We start from the raw sequence: 17,078 nt of genomic DNA on the forward strand, positions 1-17,078 counted from the left end.
GTGGAAAAGCAGCACCAATGGGGGAGCCAATGCCGAAGAGTAACCAATGCTGAATCATGACCGGGCCGGAATGCCTGCCGACTTTTTCCGGGCTTGGAACCAGGGCCTGCATCCGGACCTGTACGAAATCGAGAACCGTGCCCTGGACCGGGAGGAGTATGTATGGGCGGCCCTGTCCCGTCTCGCGCCTTGGGCGGGCCGCATCATCCTTGACCTGGGCTGCGGCACCGGGTTCTGGCTGCCCCGGTATGCGGAACAGGCGGCCTCGGTGATCGGCGTCGAACCCGATCCGGAGCTTCTGGCAGCGGCACGGGCACAGGCCGGCGGCGCCTCAGTGCTGCATGGTTCGGCGGAGCACATCCCGCTTCCGGACAGTTCGGTGGACGTAGTCCATGCCCGGTTTGCGTACTTTTTTCCGTCGCCTCAGAATGACTGCTCGGCTGGGCTGGCGGAGGTCCTGCGGGTGCTGCGGCCCGGCGGGTCCCTGGTGGTCATCGACAATGACCAGGACGACGGCGAGTTCGCGGACCTGCTCGAGGCGGCCAACGCGGCAGCCGGCCAGGGCGAGGGCGACTACATCGCGTCCTGGTGGGCGGAACACGGTGCATCAACCACGCGGGTGATGAGCAGCTGGACCTTCGACCGCCCGGAAGAGCTGGCCGACGTCGTGCGGATGGAGTTCCCGAACGGGACCGCCGACGCATGGCTGGAAGCCGATCCGCAGCGGTCCCGGCTCAGTTACGGCTACGCCCTGCACCATCTGCGGAAGGGCTAGGCACCGGCCGCAGCCCGAGACAGGCGGCCTCAGGCCGGGGCGGCCGCGATGGGGGCAGAGACGGCGTGCGTGAGCCGGATCAGGTCAAACGGGGAGAGGCCGATCTGCAGGCCGCGCCGGCCGCCGGACACATACACGGTGTCCAGCAGCTCGACGCGCGAGTCGATGCCGGCGGGGGAGGCGTGCTTCTGGCCCAGCGGGGATATCCCGCCCACCACGTAGCCGGTGCGCTTCTCCGCCTCGTGGCGGTCCGCCATCACGGCTTTGCGGGCACCCATCAGCGCGGCGAATTTCTTCAGGTCCAGGTTCAGCGCCACCGGCACCATGGCCACGGCCAGGTGTCCGCCCAGATCCACCATCAGGGTTTTGTACACGGATTCCGGCGGCAGCTGCAGCTTCTCCGCCGCTTCCAGTCCATAGGAGGGCGCACCGGCGTCGTGCTCGTAATGACGCACGGTGTACGGAACCTTGCCGTGGTCCAGCAGACGCGTGGCCGGCGTCGCGCTCCGGCCCGCGTTCTTGTCCCGGTTGCCCGCCATGGTGCTGCCCTCCTGCTGTGCCGGTGAAACCTACGCCTGGTTCAGCTTTTCGTGTTCAGCGAGCCGGCGCTTGATACGTCCCAGCATGGCGGACATCCCGCGCATGCGCAGCGGGGTGATGGCCCGGGTGAGCCCCAGCCGGTCCGGAACATCGGCCGGCACGGCCAGGATCTGCGCTGCCGGCAGTCCGTTCAGGCCTTCGTACAGGACACTGGCGAACCCGCGGGTAGTGGGTGCTTCCGGCGGCGCCTTGAAGAACAGGGACACCAGGTGTTCGGGGGAGTCGTCCACATCCAGGCTGAGGAACACCGGCGACTGGCATTCCACTACCTGCTCCATCAGTTCGGGCCGGTCGGCGATTTCCGCGGGCAGCTCGGGCAGGCTGCGGGAGAATTCCAGCAGCAGTTCCAGCCGCTCGGCTTCCTCCATTGCCTGGAAGTCGTCGACGATTTCGGCCAAGGAGTCCGGGATGGCGGTTTCGGGTGTTGCGGTCATGGGGAAATCTCTCTTTATGCGGTGGAAATCAGCGGGGTGCGTTGCCGGGTTCTTCACCGCGGGCAATCGGCACGCGCACGGCGTTGCCCCACTCGGTCCAGGATCCGTCATAGTTGCGTACGGACTCGAAACCGAGCAGGTGCTTCAGGACAAACCAGGTGTGGCTGGAACGTTCGCCTATGCGGCAGTAGGCCACGACGTCGTCGCCCTCCTGCAGGCCCGCCCCGTCCTTGTAGAGGGCCTCGAGCTCGTCGCGGCTGCGGAACGTGCCGTCTTCGGCGGCGGCCTTGCCCCACGGTACGGACTTCGCGGTGGGAATGTGCCCGCCCTTCATGGCGCCCTCATCCATGTAGTCGGGCATGTGCGTGCGTTCGCCGGTGTATTCGGCGGGGGAGCGCACGTCGATCAGCGGTCCCTTGCCCAGGTGGCGGACGACGTCGGGCAGGAACGCGCGGATCTCTTCGTCGCGGCGCTCCACCACGGGGTAATCGGTGGGCTGCACGGAAACCTTGTCCGTGGTCATGGGGCGGCCTTCGGCAACCCACTTGTCCCGGCCGCCGTCGAGCAGCCGGACATCCTCGTGGCCGAACAGGGTAAAGACCCACAGGGCGTAGGCGGCCCACCAGTTGCTCTTGTCGCCGTAGAGGACCACGGTGGAGTCGCGGGTGATGCCCTTGCGGGACATGAGCTGCGCGAAGGCCTCGCCGTCCACGAAGTCGCGGGTGTCGGCGTCGTTGAGGTCGGTGTGCCAGTCGATCTTGCGGGCGCCGGGGATGTGGCCCGTTTCGTAGAGGAGGATGTCCTCGTTGGATTCCAGAACCACCAGGTTATCCGGCTTGTCCAGGTGTTCCGCCAACCAGTCCGTCGACACCAACCGCTCCGGGTGGGCGTAGGCGGCGAACTTGGGGTTGCTGTCAGCGGCGATCGACATACGCAAAACTTCTTTCCTAGGCTTTTGAATATTGGCTCCTTCTAAGCCTAACGACGCCGGGAGGCGAAAACTTCCAATGCCCGCCTAACCCGGGGACGTCCCGGTCGGGAGGCGCAGTGCCGGACGGCCGGTGGGGACGCGCAGCGCCAGCACTGCAACTGCAGCGCCGACGACGGCGAACACGGCCTCCAGCGGCTGGAACTCGACGTAGGCGGTTTCCCAGGCTTCCAATCCGATCAGGCTGAGGCCGGCCGCCACTCCCAGCGGCCGGGCTGACCGGTGGCGGCGCAGCTGGAGGATTGCGGTGGCCAGGTATCCGCCGCCGCACCCGGCGGCCAGGAGCAGGCCGGGCAGCCGCCAGTCCGTAAACGGGGTCCGCCGCAGCACATGCGGATCCGCGTGGAGGAACGCGCCGTCGGGCCGGACGGCCAGCAGGATTCCGCCGCCGAAGGCAGCAGCGGCTGTGCCGAACTCCAGGCCTATCAGGGTCCGTTCAGCGCGGATGCGCGGGCTGTCCGCATTTGGGCTCGCGGTGCGCCGAGGGGTCATGTGTCGAGTATTGGCTGCGTTTCGGCCGGCGTCCAGACATGACGGAGGGCAACGTTCCGGCCCTGTCTGGCCGGCCCAACGTTCCGATTCTGCCTGGCCGGCCGCAGGTGTGCCTCGAGAGTCGCTCCGGCCCGAAAAAAGGGGGACGGTAATGCTTGCATCCCACCTCACCGCCGGGGCACGGTCAGTGTGGGTGCTCGCGGTGCTTGCCTTCCCGTTCGCCGGCCCGAGCCTATGGTTCCCGATCGGTCGTCGCGCCAATACGCTAGGCCGTGAGCCGAGCCCCAACCGGCCAAGCAGTAGCACTGTGCGCAGCTCCAGGCACGGAGGCAGCTAGAAGCAGGCGGTGAGTAGTATGCACTGCAAGGTGAACTACTGCGACCGCGGAGGCTGCGATGACACATGGTTCGGTCCGTACCGGCAGGAAGCCGGGCGAAGCGCCGTTACGGATCCTGTGCGGCAGCCTGACGCTGGGGCTGAGCCTGATATGCGTGTATGCAAGCTTCAGCCGGGCGATCCAGGGGACCGGCGGCGAAGCCGTCACTTCCTGGATCTTCTTTGCGTGGGGCTGCGCCACGGCCATCGGTGGGGCATGGGTCATAAGAGGCCGGTCGAAAGGTCAACCGATCGTTTTCGCGCGGGACCGCAAGCGACTCATACTTGTTGCTTCACTGGCCATTTCGGTTGCAGGAATGCTGATAGTACTCGCCGTCCAATTCTCGACGACTGGTGATGAAGAATGGCCTTTCCTGCTGCAGACGATGTTCGCAGTCCTCTTTGCTTCCGTGTTGTTTCTGCTCTTTGAGCGAGAGGACTCCAAGGAGCAGACTGCGCCGAAGCCGTTGACGGCGGCGGGACGGCGGAAAGCCAGACGTTTGCTGATCGTGATGGTTCTGGTCGGAGTATTGACGTTGACTGTCGGCCTCGCCGCAGGCGTCCAGACCGATAGCTGGTGGGAAGAAGGGCTCAGTCGGTTAGGTACTGCACTTTTGGCAGCAGCTGCAGTGCTCGGGTACCGGCTAAAGACGAACCGTTGAAGTGCGATCACGGCGTCCCGACGGCGTCGAGTTTCGCTGGAGACGTCGCTGCGCGGTGGCGTGTCTCGGACCTCAGCCCCAGGTACGTGCCGGTGATGATGAGTGCGGCACCGGCGATGCCCGGCAGCGGAAGGGCTTCCCGGCCTATGGTAATTCCGATGAGGACGGCCCAGATAGGTTCGGTGCCCATCAGGAGGCTGGCCCGCGACGCCGAGGTCTGCTGGATGGCCCAGGTCTGGACGAGGAATGCGAACACGCTGCATGCCAGCCCCAGGTAGAGCACACCCATCCATTCACCGGCGTCGAAGCTGCGCACTGCCTCGAGCACACCTTGGTGGTCGGCTGCGCTATATACGACGGCGCAGACCGCACTTTGCATCAGGGTCAGATTCAGTGCGCTGTGACCGCGTCCCTGGGTGAGGCCGGAGACGGCGGTGACGTGGATTGACCGCACGACGGCGGCGGCCAGCACAAGCAGGTCTCCCAGCGTCGGAGCAGCGAATCCGTCACCGGAGACAAGGAGGCATACACCTACCACTGCCACCACCCCCGCCACGAAGACCATGCGGGGCAGCGGCACGCGGAAGGCGAGGCTCTCCGTGACGGGGGTAAACACAATCACGAGACTGATGATCAGCCCGGCATTCGTGGCACTGGTACCGGAGATTCCCTGGGTTTCCAGGAGAAGTACCGCGGCCTGTGTCAGGCCCAGGACCACGCCGACGAGCGTCTCGCGGCGACCGGGCCGACGGCGGTTCCCGACCAGCCAGATGAGTGCCAGGGCCAGCGTGGTGATCAGGAAGCGCAGGGAAAGGATGACGGTGACGCCGACTGTCTCGGTGAGGGTTTTGGCTGCAAGATAACTGCTGCCCCACACGACAGCGACCATCAGGAGTAGGAGATCCACCCTGCGCGCAGAAAGTAGCGAAAACAACAGGCGTCGCGGTTCAGTCCGGATTCGCCGGGCGGGCTGGATTCGCCGGGCGGGACGCGGGGAGGGGAAGGTCACCTGACCAGTCTTATGGCAATGGAAAGATAAGACGAGAGGGCATTTGATGAACTGATGGTTTAGGTTTGCCTTATGGATCTGCATCAGTTACAGCTGCTTCGGGAATTGGGTGAGCGAGGCAGCCTTGCCGCAGTTGCCCGCGCGCTCCATGTCTCCGCATCCGCCGTGTCGCAGCAATTGGCGGCGCTGCAGCGCCGGGCAGAGGTTCCCCTGACGGAGCGGCGGGGACGGAACCTTGTCCTGACCGGCGCCGGCCAGGCCCTGGCCCGGGCCGCCGTTGATGTCAGCGTCGCCATGCGTTCTGCCGAGCAGGCCGTCAGCCATTACCTCCAGGACCCCCGCGCGACGGTGAACCTGTGCGGCTTCAACAGCGCCGGCCTGACCTACTTCGGGCCCCTGCTTCAAGCGCTGTCCGGTGAGGATAGCCCGCGGCTAATCTGCCATGACCGGGATGTGGGCCAGGAAGACTTTCCCGCCCTGGCCGCCGATTACGACGTGGTCATTGCCCACCGCCTTGAGCACAGCCCGCCATGGCCCGAATCCATCACCGTCCTGCCGCTGGTTCGGGAGCCCCTCGACGTCGCAATGTCAGAGACACACCCTCTCGCCATTGAGCCAAGCGTCAGCGTCGCCGACCTCATCACTGAAGAATGGGTGTCAGTCCAGGACGGCTTTCCGCTGACGTCTGCCCTGCAGGCACTTGCTGTTCACGCCGGGCAACCCCTTGATGTCACGCACCGGATCAACGAGTTTTTCATTGCGGCAGCGATTGTCTCCGCCGGTTCTGCCGTCTCGCTGATGCCGCGCCACACCGCAGCCCCGCCGCCAGGCAGCGGGATTGTCCTCAAACCGATCCACGACCTGCCGCTGGCACGGCGCGTGGATATCCTCTGCCGGCCTGAAGCACTCCAGCGGGTGGCAGTCCTGCAGGTCGTTGACGCCCTTCGACGGATTCCGTTCTCTAACTAGCTGCGTCGTACCAGCGCAGAACCCGCAAGGCTCTCAGGGTGTTCCACCGGCTCGGCGTGCCGTCGGGTCCTTCGAAGCGAAAGTGGACCGCGCCGGGGTGGGTGTTCTCCAGCAGCCACCGTCCATCCGGCTGGCGTTTCGCACGGATATGGTCGATCGCTTCAGCCAGCCGCGGATCGGCCGGTCCGCCGCGCAGGGCGAAGTAGCTCGCCGCCTTGAGCAGGTCATAGTGCCCGCGAGGAGGATAGGAGAACTGAAGCCATCGCGGGTCCACCACCTCGCCGGTGCGCAAGGACCGGAACAGGGAGCGTTGAAGCAGGTACTCCTCGCCGTCATGGCGTGCCCGGTGGACCTCGTCGGATCCACCGGTGTGCCGCGCCCACCGCAGTAAAGCGTCCACCACATCAAGGGTGCTGGAAAAGGATCCTGGTGCCGGACGTGTCTCGGCCCAGCAGTTCCAGCCGCCGTCGGGCATCTGGTCCGCAAGGAGCCGCTGCACCACCGGCTCGACGTCGACGCCCAAGTAGATGCCGATCAGGATAGTACCGGCATTGATGCAGCAGTCGACTTCCCCGGCGAAGAACGGCAATCCGTCGTATTCCCACCTGCAGTTGTCGGCGACCAGCTGCGCTGTCTCCTGCATCACCGCGCTGTCCGGTGGTACGCCCAGATGGCACAGGTCCAGCAGCACCGGGTAGGTAGCGGTCCACGGTTGCTCCGGTTGCACGCCCGGTTGTGCGCCCGGCGTCGGTTCTGCAAAGGCGGCAGGGAACGGCGGCGGTGGTTCCCCGCCGGCCAGGGCCCGCGCCGTACTCTCGGCGAACGCTGCGGTATCCGGGAAGCAGGCCCCGTCCGCCCACCGTCCGTCAGGGGCACGCCTTGCGAGCAGCCCGGCGCCCCACCCTGCGTGCTCCACCCGCGCCCGTTCAGCGTCCACCTCATCCTGGGAGGCGTCGAGAAGGTCGCGTAACACCTGCCACCGGATGGCCGGATCGCCTTGCAATAACCACTCCACGACCGGATCATCCGTTCGCGGCGTCCGTGAGAGATCGGCTTCGTACTTCTTTGGCGAAGATTCCACGGCGGAATCGTATTCGAAGGCGATCACGCAATAAAGAGCCCAAGGCATCGGACTTCGCGGATACCCCTGAATGTCCTCACCACTGACGCTCGTGCCGGTGCGCGGCGTTTACGCGACCGTGAGAAGAAGGGCGTCGGGCTGCCCTCGTGGATAGGGATCGGGGTGCACCAGGGCTTGCAAATCTCATTCACGGGCGCGTTGGCGTATCGTTTGCAGGGCGGCGAAATGCCGCCACCCAAAGAGCATCAGAACCGGCAGACCCCTGCCGGCAGGGCACGAAACGGACGGACAGCACGCAGTGGCACAACTGGAGCACCTGACAGAACGGACTCCCCAGGTATCCGTAAACGAACTGCTGCAGGGATTCTTCCCCTCGCCGCGCTTCGGCAGCGTGTCCTTTGATTCCTACCGGCCCGATCCGGCGCAGCCCTCGCAGGCGAAAGCCGTGGACGCCATGCGCTCCTTTGCAGCCGACGTCGACACCCCCGAGCCCAGCGGATTCCGGAAGTTCTTCGGCGGCAAAAAGCCCGAGACCAAGGCCGGGTTCTACCTCGACGGCGGATTCGGCGTCGGCAAGACCCACCTCCTCGCCTCGCTTTGGCATGCGGTGGAGGGCCCGAAGGCCTTCGGCACGTTCGTGGAATACACCAACCTGGTAGGCGCACTGTCCTTCCGCAAAACCGTGGACGCCCTGAGCACCTACAAGCTGGTCTGCATTGACGAGTTCGAGCTCGATGATCCGGGAGACACCGTGCTCATGTCCCGGCTGATGCGGGAACTGGCCGACGCCGGCGTCAAGCTCGCAGCCACGTCCAACACCCTGCCGGGCTCGCTGGGGGAGGGACGCTTTGCCGCCGTCGACTTCCAACGCGAAATCCAGGTCCTGGCCGACCAGTTCGATGTAGTCCGCATCGACGGCGAGGACTACCGCCACCGCGGCCTGCCCGAGTCCCCGGCGCCGCTGGACGACGCCGAGCTGGAGCAGCGGATGGAGTCCGAGTTCAGCGGCAAGACCGTGGCAGCCGATGACTTCTCCGAGCTGATCGCGCACCTGTCCAGCGTCCACCCCAGCCGCTACCGGCAGCTGATCGACGGTATCGACGCCGTCGTCTGGCGGAACGTACAGACCATCACCGAGCAGTCGGTGGCGCTGCGCTTCGTGGTCCTCGCGGACCGGTTGTATGACAAGGACGTGCCGATCCTGGCCAGCGGCGTGCCGTTTGACCAGCTGTTCACGACGGAAATGATGGCCGGCGGGTACATGAAGAAGTATTTCCGTGCAGTCTCCCGCCTGACCGCACTGGCCCGGGAAGGTCAGACCGGCGAGGATTCCTAGCAAGATTCCCAGCAATTAAACGCGGAAGCGCCGGTGCCGCCTCGCGGCGGGACCGGCGCTTCTTGTCGTGCTCGTAAGACTTACTGGACCGGAGGGGTTTGTCCGGGACCGTTGCCGGTTCCCGGCTCCTTGCCGCGGTTGGTCTTATCAACCGCTTCGGAAACCTTGCTCTGGAGGCCATCAATCTTGCTGGAGTACTTGTGGCCCGTCTTCTGGTCCACGAAGTTGCCGGCCTGATCGATTCCGCCCTTGATCTTGTCGGCGTTCTCGCCCACAAATCCGGCGGCCTTGCCCTTCAGCTCTCCGGCCCTGCCCTTGAGCTCGTCAAATACAGACACGGATCACCTCCTTTCACAGGGGAAACCCGCTCGTTTCCCGTTCCCCTCCATGGTAGGCCGTGGCGCTGGAGCGGCCAAGGGTTTATTTTGTGGGCGCAATTTTTCATCCCCGGCGCCTAGGCGGGGGGGGGGGGAACTCGCGGCGGGGGGTCGGCAGGGTCGACAGGCCGGCTCAGGCGGTATGCCTTGTGTACAGCTGATGCGGGCAAATGCTGCTTCAGGGGGCGTCTGCTGTACGGGAGATGAGGCCGGCACCGCATCTGCTGTACACAAGGCACAGCAGTGCGGACACAGCGCAGGGATTGGCACCCCTCGGAAGCGCTTAAACGAAAGAAGGAACAGGCGAAAACCTGTTCCTTCTTTTCCGGCCTGAAAACCGGGGGAGAGCGGACGACGGGATTCGAACCCGCGACATCCACCTTGGCAAGGTGGTGCTCTAGCCAGCTGAGCTACGTCCGCAAATGTAGACAGTCGAAACTGTCCGTGCGCGATACTGGGATCGAACCAGTGACCTCTTCCGTGTCAGGGAAGCGCGCTACCGCTGCGCCAATCGCGCCCGGCTGCCCGGCCCGTTCAGGATTACTCCTGGAAAACCAAAGGCAGCAGGGAGAGCGGACGACGGGATTCGAACCCGCGACATCCACCTTGGCAAGGTGGTGCTCTAGCCAGCTGAGCTACGTCCGCAAGAAAGCACTGAAAACAGTACTGTCGTGCGCGATACTGGGATCGAACCAGTGACCTCTTCCGTGTCAGGGAAGCGCGCTACCGCTGCGCCAATCGCGCCCATAAATGGGTTTTGCTGCAATCCACTGTGGAGGTGGGGACGGGATTCGAACCCGCGTATACGGCTTTGCAGGCCGCTGCCTCGCCTCTCGGCCACCCCACCGTAACCGCCGCGTGAAGCTTTGGCTGTCCGCCTCCGGGAGAACCAGGAGCGGCTTGTACAGTGACTTGCGAGCGGACGACGGGATTCGAACCCGCGACATCCACCTTGGCAAGGTGGTGCTCTAGCCAGCTGAGCTACGTCCGCATTGAAGAAGTTAGGGGTTATTTGCCTCGGAACGCTTGCGCTTTCCGCGGCGAACCCCCGCTTTCCAACGAAGAAAAACTCTATAGGACGTTTGCGGGTTCGTCCAATCGGCACTGGTTGCGGTGCGGATCCTGAGACGGTTTGGACTCCCGCCGGATCTGGGCTAGGCTCTTTACTCGTTGGAGTGCTTACGGGCACACCGGCAGGCAACAGAACAAGAAATAGACAAGAAGTAGAAAAAAAACAGCAAAAGCTGGGCGATTGGCGCAGTGGTAGCGCGCTTCGTTCACACCGAAGAGGTCACTGGTTCGAACCCAGTATCGCCCACCAGCACAGGCCGTCACTTTCCTTACGGGAAGGTGGCGGCCTTTTTTGTGTCTGGGCGCTTCCATATCCCGTCCGGCAGGCGCATGCTGTGCAGTCGGAACAGAAACCTGGACCACTGGACACCACCGGGACGAAGGGGCGCGATGCCGCAGCCGATGCCGCAGCCGGAGACCAGCCAGCTGGAAAATCTCCTGAAGGGGCTGCTGGCCACGCCAACTGCCCGCCTGCCCTATCAGGACAATGTGCTGCTGCGTTCCTATCTGCTCCAACGGCCCGCGGGCAACGTGATCATCTACAACTCGCCCGGGATCGGCAGCGCGCATCAAGCCATTGAGGAGCTGGGCGGTGCAGTCCGGCTGCTGATCAATCACGCCCATGAAGCCATGTACGGCGCTCCGGGGCTGGATGTGCCGGTATATGTGCACTCCCGAGACCGGGCCGAGGTGGCTTCCGCCATGGAGGTAGCCGGCGTGTTCGAGGACCGGCAAATGATCGACGGCGACCTGGAAGTGATTCCGACACCGGGCCACACAGCCGGCACCGCCAGCTATTTATGGGACAGCGGCAACGGTCGGTTCCTGTTCACCGGAGATTTCCTCTGGATTGAGCACGGCGAATGGAAGGCCGTGGTCCTGGACCCCTCGCTGCGGCAGGCCTACCTCGACAGCCTGGCACTGGTCCGTGAGCTCGATTTCGATGTCCTTGTACCGTGGGGGACCACCGACGACGGCCCTCCGTTCGCACTGGCCGGCACCAGGGCGGAGATCCGCAGCCGGGTGGACGCAGTGATCAACCGCGTTCGGGCCGGGGGCACACGGTAGAGGCCAGCTGCATGAGGCGGTCCGGACACAAGGTCCGTCCCGGCAGCCCCTGAACCCGGAGTGTCACCGCCGGGTGGCAGACTGGAAACATGACTGAACCAGCATTGGCACACGCTACCGAATACGGACGGATGTACTCGCGGTCGCTCTCGGAGCCGCCCACGGTGCCCTCTATTACTACGGTGATCGCCCAGGGCTCCACCTCCCTGGACGGCTGGCACAGTTACATGGCGGCCTCCGCCGTCGTCAAGGATCCCAAGCTCAGTGCCGCCCTGGGGAACCCTTCCGCGCTGCGCGGCGTGGTCAAGGATGCTTCCTCCGCCTCTGAACGCTACCGCGACGCCGCGGCCGAGCGGGGCACGCGCGTGCACTTCTACGCCGAGCAGGTTGCCCTTCGGGCCCTGGACCGCCCGCATGAGTTGGAACGTGCCAGGGAAGACCTGGCCTCGCGCGGCGAGCACCAGTTCGCGGACCGGTTCGATGAGTGGTGGAAACTCTACGAGGTCCAGCCCATCGCTCCCGAGATCACCGTCTGGAACGCCGAGGTTGGTTACGCCGGGACCCTGGACCTGGTGGCGCGGATCGGCGGACGGCTGTGCCTGATCGACTACAAAACCAAAAAGACGGACCGGGACGGCCAGGTGAAGCCGCTGGATGACAAGGTGGTGATGCAGCTGGTGGCCGGCATGAAGGCGCAGGAATCCCTGGTCGACGCCGGCGCCGGCACCTGGGAGCCCTGGGCTTACGGACAGGAACCGCTGCTGCTCGGTGTCGCCGTGGGGCAGACCGAGGTGCGGCCCATGCGCGCCAACCCCGCGGTACTGCCGCAGCACTGGTTCAAGTTCTGCGCCCTGCGGCGGGTCTGGCAGACCAGCATGGATGCCATCGGGGCGGGCCGGGCACTGCTTCCCGTGCCGCCGCCGCCGGTTGGTGCGCACGCTGCTCCGGCACCGGAGGCCCCCATCCAGCCCTCGGCCGTCCCGGCGGGCGGCGGAGCCAACTAGACTGGATTCGATCCCAAGCAGCAACAGTAAGGAACGAACACCCGATGGCCATCCTCACTATCCGCACCCTCGGCGACCCGGTCCTTCGGACCCGGGCCGAAGACGTCACCGATTTTGGCCCGGAACTGGCCAAGCTGGTAGCGGACATGGAGGAAACCATGGAGGACGTCGACGGCGCCGGCCTGGCCGCGCCGCAGGTGGGCGTCAGCCTGCGGGTCTTCACCTACCGTGTGGGCGGCCAGTCGGGCCACGTGGTCAATCCCGTCCTGGAACTGAGCGAAGACCGGCAGGAAGAGCAGCTGGAGGGCTGCCTGTCCATTCCCGGCCTCGGCTACCGGGCACCGCGCTTCCGCTGGGCTCGCGTCACCGGAGTAGACCTGCACGGCAACCCGATCAGCATCGAGGGCGAAGGGTTGCTTGCCCGCTGCTTCCAGCACGAAACCGACCATCTGAACGGCTCCCTGTACATTGACCGGCTCGAGGGCGAGGACCGCAAGGAAGCACTGCGTGCCATCCGCCAGCGTGAATACGACGCCGTGGCCGCACGCACCGTCAGCGAGCGTGCGCAGAGCGTCGGGTCCTCCTTCGGCGGGGGTTCGGTTGGTGCTGGCTCCTTTGGCGGCGGGTCCTTCGGGTCCGGCGCCAAGGCAGGGGCCTAGTCCGCGTGGCGCTTCGAGTTCTTTTCGCCGGCACCCCGTCGGTGGCCGTGCCGTCCCTGGATGCCCTCGTGGAGGCCGGGTTCGACGTTGTTGGCGTCCTGACCCGGCCCGACGCACCGCTGGGCCGCAAGAAGGTCCTGACCCCGTCGCCGGTGGCCGCCCGTGCCCAGGAGCTGGGCCTGCCGGTGATCCGCGCATCCAAGGTGGACGATGAAGCCATTGCCGCCATCGCCGCCCTGGAGCCCGACGTCGCAGCCATTGTTGCTTACGGCGCCCTGGTTCCGGCCCGGGCCCTGACCGTGCCGCGGCACGGCTGGATCAACCTGCACTTTTCCCTGCTGCCGGCCTGGCGCGGAGCCGCTCCCGTGCAGCACGCCGTGATTGCCGGAGACGATGTCACCGGTGCCTCCACCTTCCTGCTGGAAACCGGTCTGGACACCGGCCCGGTGTACGGCACCATGACCGAAACCGTCCGGCCGGAGGACACCAGCGGAGACCTGCTGGAACGGCTCTCGCACTCCGGTGCGGTGCTCCTGGCCCAGACCCTCAGCGCCGTGGACGCCGGTGCCGCCGTCGCCGTCCCGCAGCAGGGTGACATCACCCTGGCTCCCAAGCTGACCATCGACGATGCCCGCGTGGACTGGCAGCAGCCCGCCCTGGCTATCCGCCGAAGGATCAACGGCGTCACCCCCGAACCCGGCGCCTGGACCGGCTGGGACGGCGCCCGGTTCAAGATCGGCGCCGCAGCCCTGCGCCCCGACGTCACAGACCTGCTCCCCGGCCAGGTCCGATTCAGCGGCGGCGGCAGCGCTGCCGCCCTGGTGGGCACCGGATCGCACGCCCTGGAACTGCTGCGGGTACAGCCTGCGGGCAAGAAAATGATGCCGGGGGCCGACTGGGCCCGCGGCCTCGCCAACCGTGAGGACGTGGTCTTCGAATGACCTCCCAGAATTCCCGTAACGAAAAGGGCCACGAACGCCGCCGCGCCGCTGTGAAGACCCGCACCGCCGCAGCACCCGGCCAGCGCACCCGTGCTGCCGATCCCGCCCGGCTGGTGGCCTTCGAGGTGCTCCGCGCGGTTTCCGGTGAGGACGCCTACGCCAACCTGGTGCTGCCCAAGAGCATCCGCAAGCACCGCCTGGACAAGCGCGACGCCGGGTTCGCCACTGAGCTGGCCTACGGCGCGCTGCGCGGCCAGGGCACCTACGACGCCATCCTGGCCAAGTGCGTGGACCGGCCGCTGGAACGCCTGGATCCCGCAGTGCTTGATGCCCTGCGGATCGGCGTCCACCAGCTGCTCGCGATGCGGGTGCCGGCCCATGCTGCCCTGGACCAGACCGTGGGCCTGGCCCGCGCCGTCATCGGCGCCGGACCTTCCGCCCTGATCAATGCCGTGCTGCGCAAGGTTTCGGCCCGCAGCATGGAGGACTGGGTCCAGCTGCTCACCGAAGGTGAACCGGACGCCGTGAAGCGCTCCGCCATTGAACACAGCCACCCGGAATGGATTGTCCGCGCCCTGCGCCAGTCCCTGGTGGCGCACGGGCGCAGCGTGGACGAAATCACTGACCTGCTGCGTGCCGACAACGACGCGCCCGTAGTGAACCTGGTGGCCCTGCCCGGCCTCGGAGATCTGGACGAAGCCCGGAAAGCCGGCGCCGTGGACGGGGAACTCGTAAAGGATTCCGCGCTCTTCTCCGCCGGCGACGTCGGGCGCCTGGACTCTGTGCGCGCCGGCACCACGCGGGTGCAGGACGCCGGCTCCCAGCTGGTGGCCCGGGCCCTGGCCGAACTGAAACTCGACGGTTCCTCCATCGATGAGGACGGCGTGGAGAAGTGGCTGGACATGTGTGCCGGCCCCGGCGGCAAAGCCGCGCTGCTCGCGGCCCTGGCCCACGAACAGGGCGCCGTCCTGCTGGCCAACGAACCGGCCCCGCACCGTGCCCAGCTGGTTCGGCAAGCCCTGGAAGCCGTACCGGGGGAGACCTGGAACGTACGCACCGGGGACGGCCGCACCATTGCCGAGGACTACCCCGAAACCTTTGACCGGATCCTGGTAGACGCTCCCTGCACCGGACTGGGCGCCCTGCGCCGCCGGCCCGAGTCGCGCTGGCGCCGCCAGCCCGGCGACGTCGGCGAACTGGGCATCCTGCAGCGCGAACTGCTGACCACCGCCGTCGACGCCGTGAAGCCCGGCGGTGTGGTGGCCTACGTGACCTGCTCCCCGCACCCGGCCGAAACCACCGCCGTCGTCTCCGACGTGATGCGCAAGCGCAACGACCTCGAACTGCTCGACGCCGGTGCCGCCCTGGATGCGGTCAGCCTGCCCGGTGCGCTGGAGGCCGGACATGAGTCCACCGCCCAGCTGTGGCCGCACATCCATGCGACCGACGCCATGTTCCTGGCGCTCATCCGCCGCAAGATCTAGCCAGCCGCCGCAAGATCCAACCAGTCCTAGCCAGGGAGACACACGTGAGCAAGTGCTGCATCAACCCGAGCATCCTCTCGGCCGATTTCGTCAATCTTGAAGCCGAGCTGGAGCGGATCAGCGCTGCCGACGCCGTCCACGTGGACGTGATGGACAACCACTTCGTACCGAACCTGACCATCGGTCTGCCCGTGGTGGAGCGGATCCAGCAGGTGTCCAAGCTGCCGCTGGATGCTCACCTGATGATTTCCGACGTCGACCGCTGGGCACCGCTGTATGCGGAGGCGGGTCTGGCCTCGGTCACGTTCCATGTGGAGGCCTCGACGGCGCCCATCAAGCTGGCACGCGACCTGCGGGACCGCGGTGCCAAGGCCGGGATGGCGCTGCGCCCGGCCACCCCGGTGGAACCGTACCTGGACATGCTGCCCGAACTGGACATGTTGCTGATCATGACGGTGGAGCCGGGCTTCGGCGGGCAGAAGTTCTTGGACGTCACCCTGCCCAAGATCCGCCGTGCCGCTGACGCGGTGCGCGGGTCCGGCCTGCCGCTGGCCATCCAGGTGGACGGGGGAATCTCTGCGGAAACCATCGAGCGGGCCGCCGAGGCCGGTGCGAATGTCTTTGTGGCCGGGTCCGCCGTCTACGGATCAGGTGATCCTAATGACGCTATCCGTAAACTGCGCGCTTCGGCCGAAGCAGCTGTGCAAGAATAGTTCCTAACAAAACGTGCTCCGGGGTCGGTGTAATTCCGAACCGGCGGTTATAGTCCGCGACCCGCACTGCTGAACCGAGTTTCTCGGGGAAGCGGTTCGGTTGAATCGGTGAAATTCCGATACCGACAGTTAAAGTCTGGATGGGAGAAGCACGTGCAGTTTGTTGTTCCGCCGGCTTTGCCGACCCTGAAAAGGGGACCCGTTTCGGGATCCCCGCGCAAGGGTCCGTTCCGGGCCCCACTGAGCGGGTCCGGCGCGGATTTTGGCCACATTCGGGTTGTCCTGCCGGCGACGCACCCACTGCCGTACGCCTGTCGTACCCTCCGGAGCAGCAGCTTAGGGATAAAGGACGACATGGATTTTCTGCGGTGGCTCTTTGACGCACAGATACCGGTGGGCTCAAGCTCGCTGCTGGTGCGCGAACTTCTCGGCAACATTTTCGGACTGCTCAGCGCCCTCGGCGGCATGCGGCGCAAGGTCTGGGCCTGGCCGGTGGGCATCGTAGGCAACCTGCTCCTGCTGACAGTGTTCCTGGGCTCCATCTTCGGCGACGCCGACACCGCCACGCTGCTGGGCCAGGCCGGCCGGCAGATCATGTTCGTTGCTGTCTCGATCTATGGCTGGCGGCGCTGGCAGCAGAGCAAAACCAACGGCGACGCCGCCGTGACCCCGCAGTGGGCCTCCGGCCGGGAGCGGATCGGGCTGGTGGTCATCATGTTGCTCGGCACCGTGGCCCTCACTCCGGTCTTCGCCCGCCTGGGCTCCTACGAACCGGTCTGGGCCGATGCCTGGACCTTCGTCGGCTCACTGCTGGCCACTTACGGCATGGCGAAGGGCTGGGTGGAGTTCTGGCTGATCTGGGTGGCTGTGGACATTGTGGGTGTGCCGTTGCTCTTCAGCGCCGGTTACTACGCCACCGCCTTTATGTACCTCTTCTACGGCGGCTTTACCCTGGCCGGCTTCTTTGTATGGTGGAAGGCTAAAAAGAACGAAAAGCCCCAGGTGGAAGTCCTCATGCCTGATCCCCGGACACGCTGACC

Annotated in this window: 18 protein-coding genes, 7 tRNA genes and 1 riboswitch; of the genes, 12 read left to right on the plus strand and 13 right to left on the minus strand. The window is 65.8% G+C overall.

Annotation, left to right across the window (positions count from 1 at the left end; all coding sequences use genetic code 11):
• The first annotated feature begins 46 nt into the window (after positions 1-46).
• Entirely contained in the window at positions 47-775 is a 729-nt protein-coding gene (locus QNO06_RS07850; RefSeq protein WP_227911032.1) for a class I SAM-dependent methyltransferase, read from the plus strand.
• A 29-nt stretch (positions 776-804) separates the two neighbouring features.
• Here the strand turns inward: QNO06_RS07850 and ybaK are convergent, their stop codons facing one another.
• From ybaK to QNO06_RS07870, 4 genes are all read right to left on the minus strand, one after another.
• A complete protein-coding gene (ybaK, locus tag QNO06_RS07855) occupies positions 805-1,314 on the minus strand; it encodes a Cys-tRNA(Pro) deacylase (protein ID WP_227911033.1) in 510 nt (169 codons plus the stop codon).
• A gap of 30 nt (positions 1,315-1,344) precedes the next feature.
• Positions 1,345-1,809 carry a SufE family protein gene (locus QNO06_RS07860; protein WP_227911034.1) on the minus strand — a complete coding sequence of 155 codons (465 nt, stop codon included), beginning with the start codon at positions 1,807-1,809 and terminating at the stop codon, positions 1,345-1,347.
• A gap of 28 nt (positions 1,810-1,837) precedes the next feature.
• Positions 1,838-2,740, minus strand: a complete 903-nt coding sequence (locus QNO06_RS07865) for a sulfurtransferase (protein ID WP_227911035.1) — start codon at positions 2,738-2,740, stop codon at positions 1,838-1,840.
• 84 nt (positions 2,741-2,824) lie between these two features.
• Complete coding sequence (locus QNO06_RS07870; RefSeq protein WP_227911037.1) at positions 2,825-3,289, minus strand: hypothetical protein; 465 nt, start codon at positions 3,287-3,289, stop codon at positions 2,825-2,827.
• Positions 3,290-3,684: 395 nt separating this feature from the next.
• Here QNO06_RS07870 and QNO06_RS07875 point away from each other — a divergent pair, with 395 nt between their 5' ends.
• Positions 3,685-4,326, plus strand: a complete 642-nt coding sequence (locus QNO06_RS07875) for a hypothetical protein (protein WP_227911038.1) — start codon at positions 3,685-3,687, stop codon at positions 4,324-4,326.
• Between the two features lie 7 nt (positions 4,327-4,333).
• On the opposite strand, the gene QNO06_RS07880 is transcribed toward QNO06_RS07875, so the two are convergent.
• Entirely contained in the window at positions 4,334-5,233 is a 900-nt protein-coding gene (locus QNO06_RS07880; protein WP_227911040.1) for a DMT family transporter, read from the minus strand.
• A gap of 174 nt (positions 5,234-5,407) precedes the next feature.
• Here QNO06_RS07880 and QNO06_RS07885 point away from each other — a divergent pair, with 174 nt between their 5' ends.
• Positions 5,408-6,304 carry a LysR family transcriptional regulator gene (locus tag QNO06_RS07885; RefSeq protein WP_227911041.1) on the plus strand — a complete coding sequence of 299 codons (897 nt, stop codon included), beginning with the start codon at positions 5,408-5,410 and terminating at the stop codon, positions 6,302-6,304.
• On the opposite strand, the gene QNO06_RS07890 is transcribed toward QNO06_RS07885, so the two are convergent.
• Positions 6,297-7,385 carry a prenyltransferase/squalene oxidase repeat-containing protein gene (locus QNO06_RS07890; RefSeq protein ID WP_227911043.1) on the minus strand — a complete coding sequence of 363 codons (1,089 nt, stop codon included), beginning with the start codon at positions 7,383-7,385 and terminating at the stop codon, positions 6,297-6,299. The two genes, QNO06_RS07885 and QNO06_RS07890, sit on opposite strands and share 8 nt — an antisense overlap.
• Positions 7,386-7,683: 298 nt before the next feature.
• Between QNO06_RS07890 and zapE the strand changes: the two genes are divergently transcribed.
• On the plus strand, positions 7,684-8,721 hold the full coding sequence (gene zapE, locus QNO06_RS07895; RefSeq protein WP_227911045.1) for a cell division protein ZapE: 1,038 nt from the start codon (positions 7,684-7,686) through the stop codon (positions 8,719-8,721).
• An 80-nt stretch (positions 8,722-8,801) separates the two neighbouring features.
• On the opposite strand, the gene QNO06_RS07900 is transcribed toward zapE, so the two are convergent.
• The 7 genes from QNO06_RS07900 to QNO06_RS07930 form a co-directional block, all read right to left on the minus strand.
• On the minus strand, positions 8,802-9,059 hold the full coding sequence (locus QNO06_RS07900) for an antitoxin (protein ID WP_227911046.1): 258 nt from the start codon (positions 9,057-9,059) through the stop codon (positions 8,802-8,804).
• A gap of 385 nt (positions 9,060-9,444) precedes the next feature.
• Positions 9,445-9,518, minus strand: a tRNA-Gly gene (locus tag QNO06_RS07905).
• A 25-nt stretch (positions 9,519-9,543) separates the two neighbouring features.
• Positions 9,544-9,615 (minus strand) — tRNA-Val (locus QNO06_RS07910).
• Positions 9,616-9,669: 54 nt separating this feature from the next.
• Positions 9,670-9,743, minus strand: a tRNA-Gly gene (locus tag QNO06_RS07915).
• A gap of 27 nt (positions 9,744-9,770) precedes the next feature.
• Positions 9,771-9,842 (minus strand) — tRNA-Val (locus QNO06_RS07920).
• Positions 9,843-9,871: 29 nt separating this feature from the next.
• Positions 9,872-9,945 (minus strand) — tRNA-Cys (locus QNO06_RS07925).
• Positions 9,946-10,015: 70 nt separating this feature from the next.
• Positions 10,016-10,089, minus strand: a tRNA-Gly gene (locus QNO06_RS07930).
• Between the two features lie 255 nt (positions 10,090-10,344).
• Here QNO06_RS07930 and QNO06_RS07935 point away from each other — a divergent pair.
• The 8 genes from QNO06_RS07935 (at position 10,345) to pnuC (ending at position 17,076) form a co-directional block, all read left to right on the plus strand.
• Positions 10,345-10,419 (plus strand) — tRNA-Val (locus QNO06_RS07935).
• Between the two features lie 140 nt (positions 10,420-10,559).
• Positions 10,560-11,237: an MBL fold metallo-hydrolase gene (locus QNO06_RS07940; RefSeq protein WP_227911048.1), complete on the plus strand. Its 678-nt coding sequence runs from the start codon at positions 10,560-10,562 to the stop codon at positions 11,235-11,237.
• An 89-nt stretch (positions 11,238-11,326) separates the two neighbouring features.
• Complete coding sequence (locus tag QNO06_RS07945) at positions 11,327-12,241, plus strand: PD-(D/E)XK nuclease family protein (RefSeq protein WP_227911050.1); 915 nt, start codon at positions 11,327-11,329, stop codon at positions 12,239-12,241.
• A gap of 44 nt (positions 12,242-12,285) precedes the next feature.
• Positions 12,286-12,900 carry a peptide deformylase gene (gene def / locus QNO06_RS07950; RefSeq protein ID WP_227911052.1) on the plus strand — a complete coding sequence of 205 codons (615 nt, stop codon included), beginning with the start codon at positions 12,286-12,288 and terminating at the stop codon, positions 12,898-12,900.
• A 5-nt stretch (positions 12,901-12,905) separates the two neighbouring features.
• On the plus strand, positions 12,906-13,841 hold the full coding sequence (fmt, locus tag QNO06_RS07955; RefSeq protein WP_227911054.1) for a methionyl-tRNA formyltransferase: 936 nt from the start codon (positions 12,906-12,908) through the stop codon (positions 13,839-13,841).
• Positions 13,838-15,325 carry an RsmB/NOP family class I SAM-dependent RNA methyltransferase gene (locus tag QNO06_RS07960; protein ID WP_227911056.1) on the plus strand — a complete coding sequence of 496 codons (1,488 nt, stop codon included), beginning with the start codon at positions 13,838-13,840 and terminating at the stop codon, positions 15,323-15,325. The genes fmt and QNO06_RS07960 overlap by 4 nt, the downstream gene beginning before the upstream one ends.
• Before the next feature lie 44 nt (positions 15,326-15,369).
• The gene (gene rpe, locus QNO06_RS07965) at positions 15,370-16,038 is read left to right on the plus strand and encodes a ribulose-phosphate 3-epimerase (protein WP_227911057.1); all 669 of its coding nucleotides are present in this window, start codon (positions 15,370-15,372) and stop codon (positions 16,036-16,038) included.
• Positions 16,039-16,048: 10 nt separating this feature from the next.
• Positions 16,049-16,194, plus strand: a riboswitch (FMN riboswitch).
• Between the two features lie 198 nt (positions 16,195-16,392).
• Entirely contained in the window at positions 16,393-17,076 is a 684-nt protein-coding gene (gene pnuC / locus QNO06_RS07970) for a nicotinamide riboside transporter PnuC (protein ID WP_227911059.1), read from the plus strand.
• The last annotated feature ends 2 nt before the right edge of the window (positions 17,077-17,078 follow it).

It is taken from the genome of Arthrobacter sp. zg-Y20, assembly GCF_030142075.1.
GTDB lineage: Bacteria > Actinomycetota > Actinomycetes > Actinomycetales > Micrococcaceae > Arthrobacter_B.

What these genes read in the sequence shown, in the direction of transcription:
- QNO06_RS07860 (WP_227911034.1), bottom strand. Translation starts at nt 1,809, where the DNA reads ATGACCGCAACACCCGAAACCGCCATCCCGGACTCCTTGGCCGAAATC.
- QNO06_RS07945 (WP_227911050.1), top strand. Translation starts at nt 11,327, where the DNA reads ATGACTGAACCAGCATTGGCACACGCTACCGAATACGGACGGATGTAC.
- QNO06_RS07875 (WP_227911038.1), top strand. Translation starts at nt 3,685, where the DNA reads ATGACACATGGTTCGGTCCGTACCGGCAGGAAGCCGGGCGAAGCGCCG.
- QNO06_RS07850 (WP_227911032.1), top strand. Translation starts at nt 47, where the DNA reads ATGCTGAATCATGACCGGGCCGGAATGCCTGCCGACTTTTTCCGGGCT.
- ybaK (WP_227911033.1), bottom strand. Translation starts at nt 1,314, where the DNA reads ATGGCGGGCAACCGGGACAAGAACGCGGGCCGGAGCGCGACGCCGGCC.
- QNO06_RS07870 (WP_227911037.1), bottom strand. Translation starts at nt 3,289, where the DNA reads ATGACCCCTCGGCGCACCGCGAGCCCAAATGCGGACAGCCCGCGCATC.
- QNO06_RS07960 (WP_227911056.1), top strand. Translation starts at nt 13,838, where the DNA reads ATGACCTCCCAGAATTCCCGTAACGAAAAGGGCCACGAACGCCGCCGC.
- QNO06_RS07940 (WP_227911048.1), top strand. Translation starts at nt 10,560, where the DNA reads ATGCCGCAGCCGATGCCGCAGCCGGAGACCAGCCAGCTGGAAAATCTC.
- pnuC (WP_227911059.1), top strand. Translation starts at nt 16,393, where the DNA reads ATGGATTTTCTGCGGTGGCTCTTTGACGCACAGATACCGGTGGGCTCA.
- def (WP_227911052.1), top strand. Translation starts at nt 12,286, where the DNA reads ATGGCCATCCTCACTATCCGCACCCTCGGCGACCCGGTCCTTCGGACC.
- QNO06_RS07885 (WP_227911041.1), top strand. Translation starts at nt 5,408, where the DNA reads ATGGATCTGCATCAGTTACAGCTGCTTCGGGAATTGGGTGAGCGAGGC.
- QNO06_RS07865 (WP_227911035.1), bottom strand. Translation starts at nt 2,740, where the DNA reads ATGTCGATCGCCGCTGACAGCAACCCCAAGTTCGCCGCCTACGCCCAC.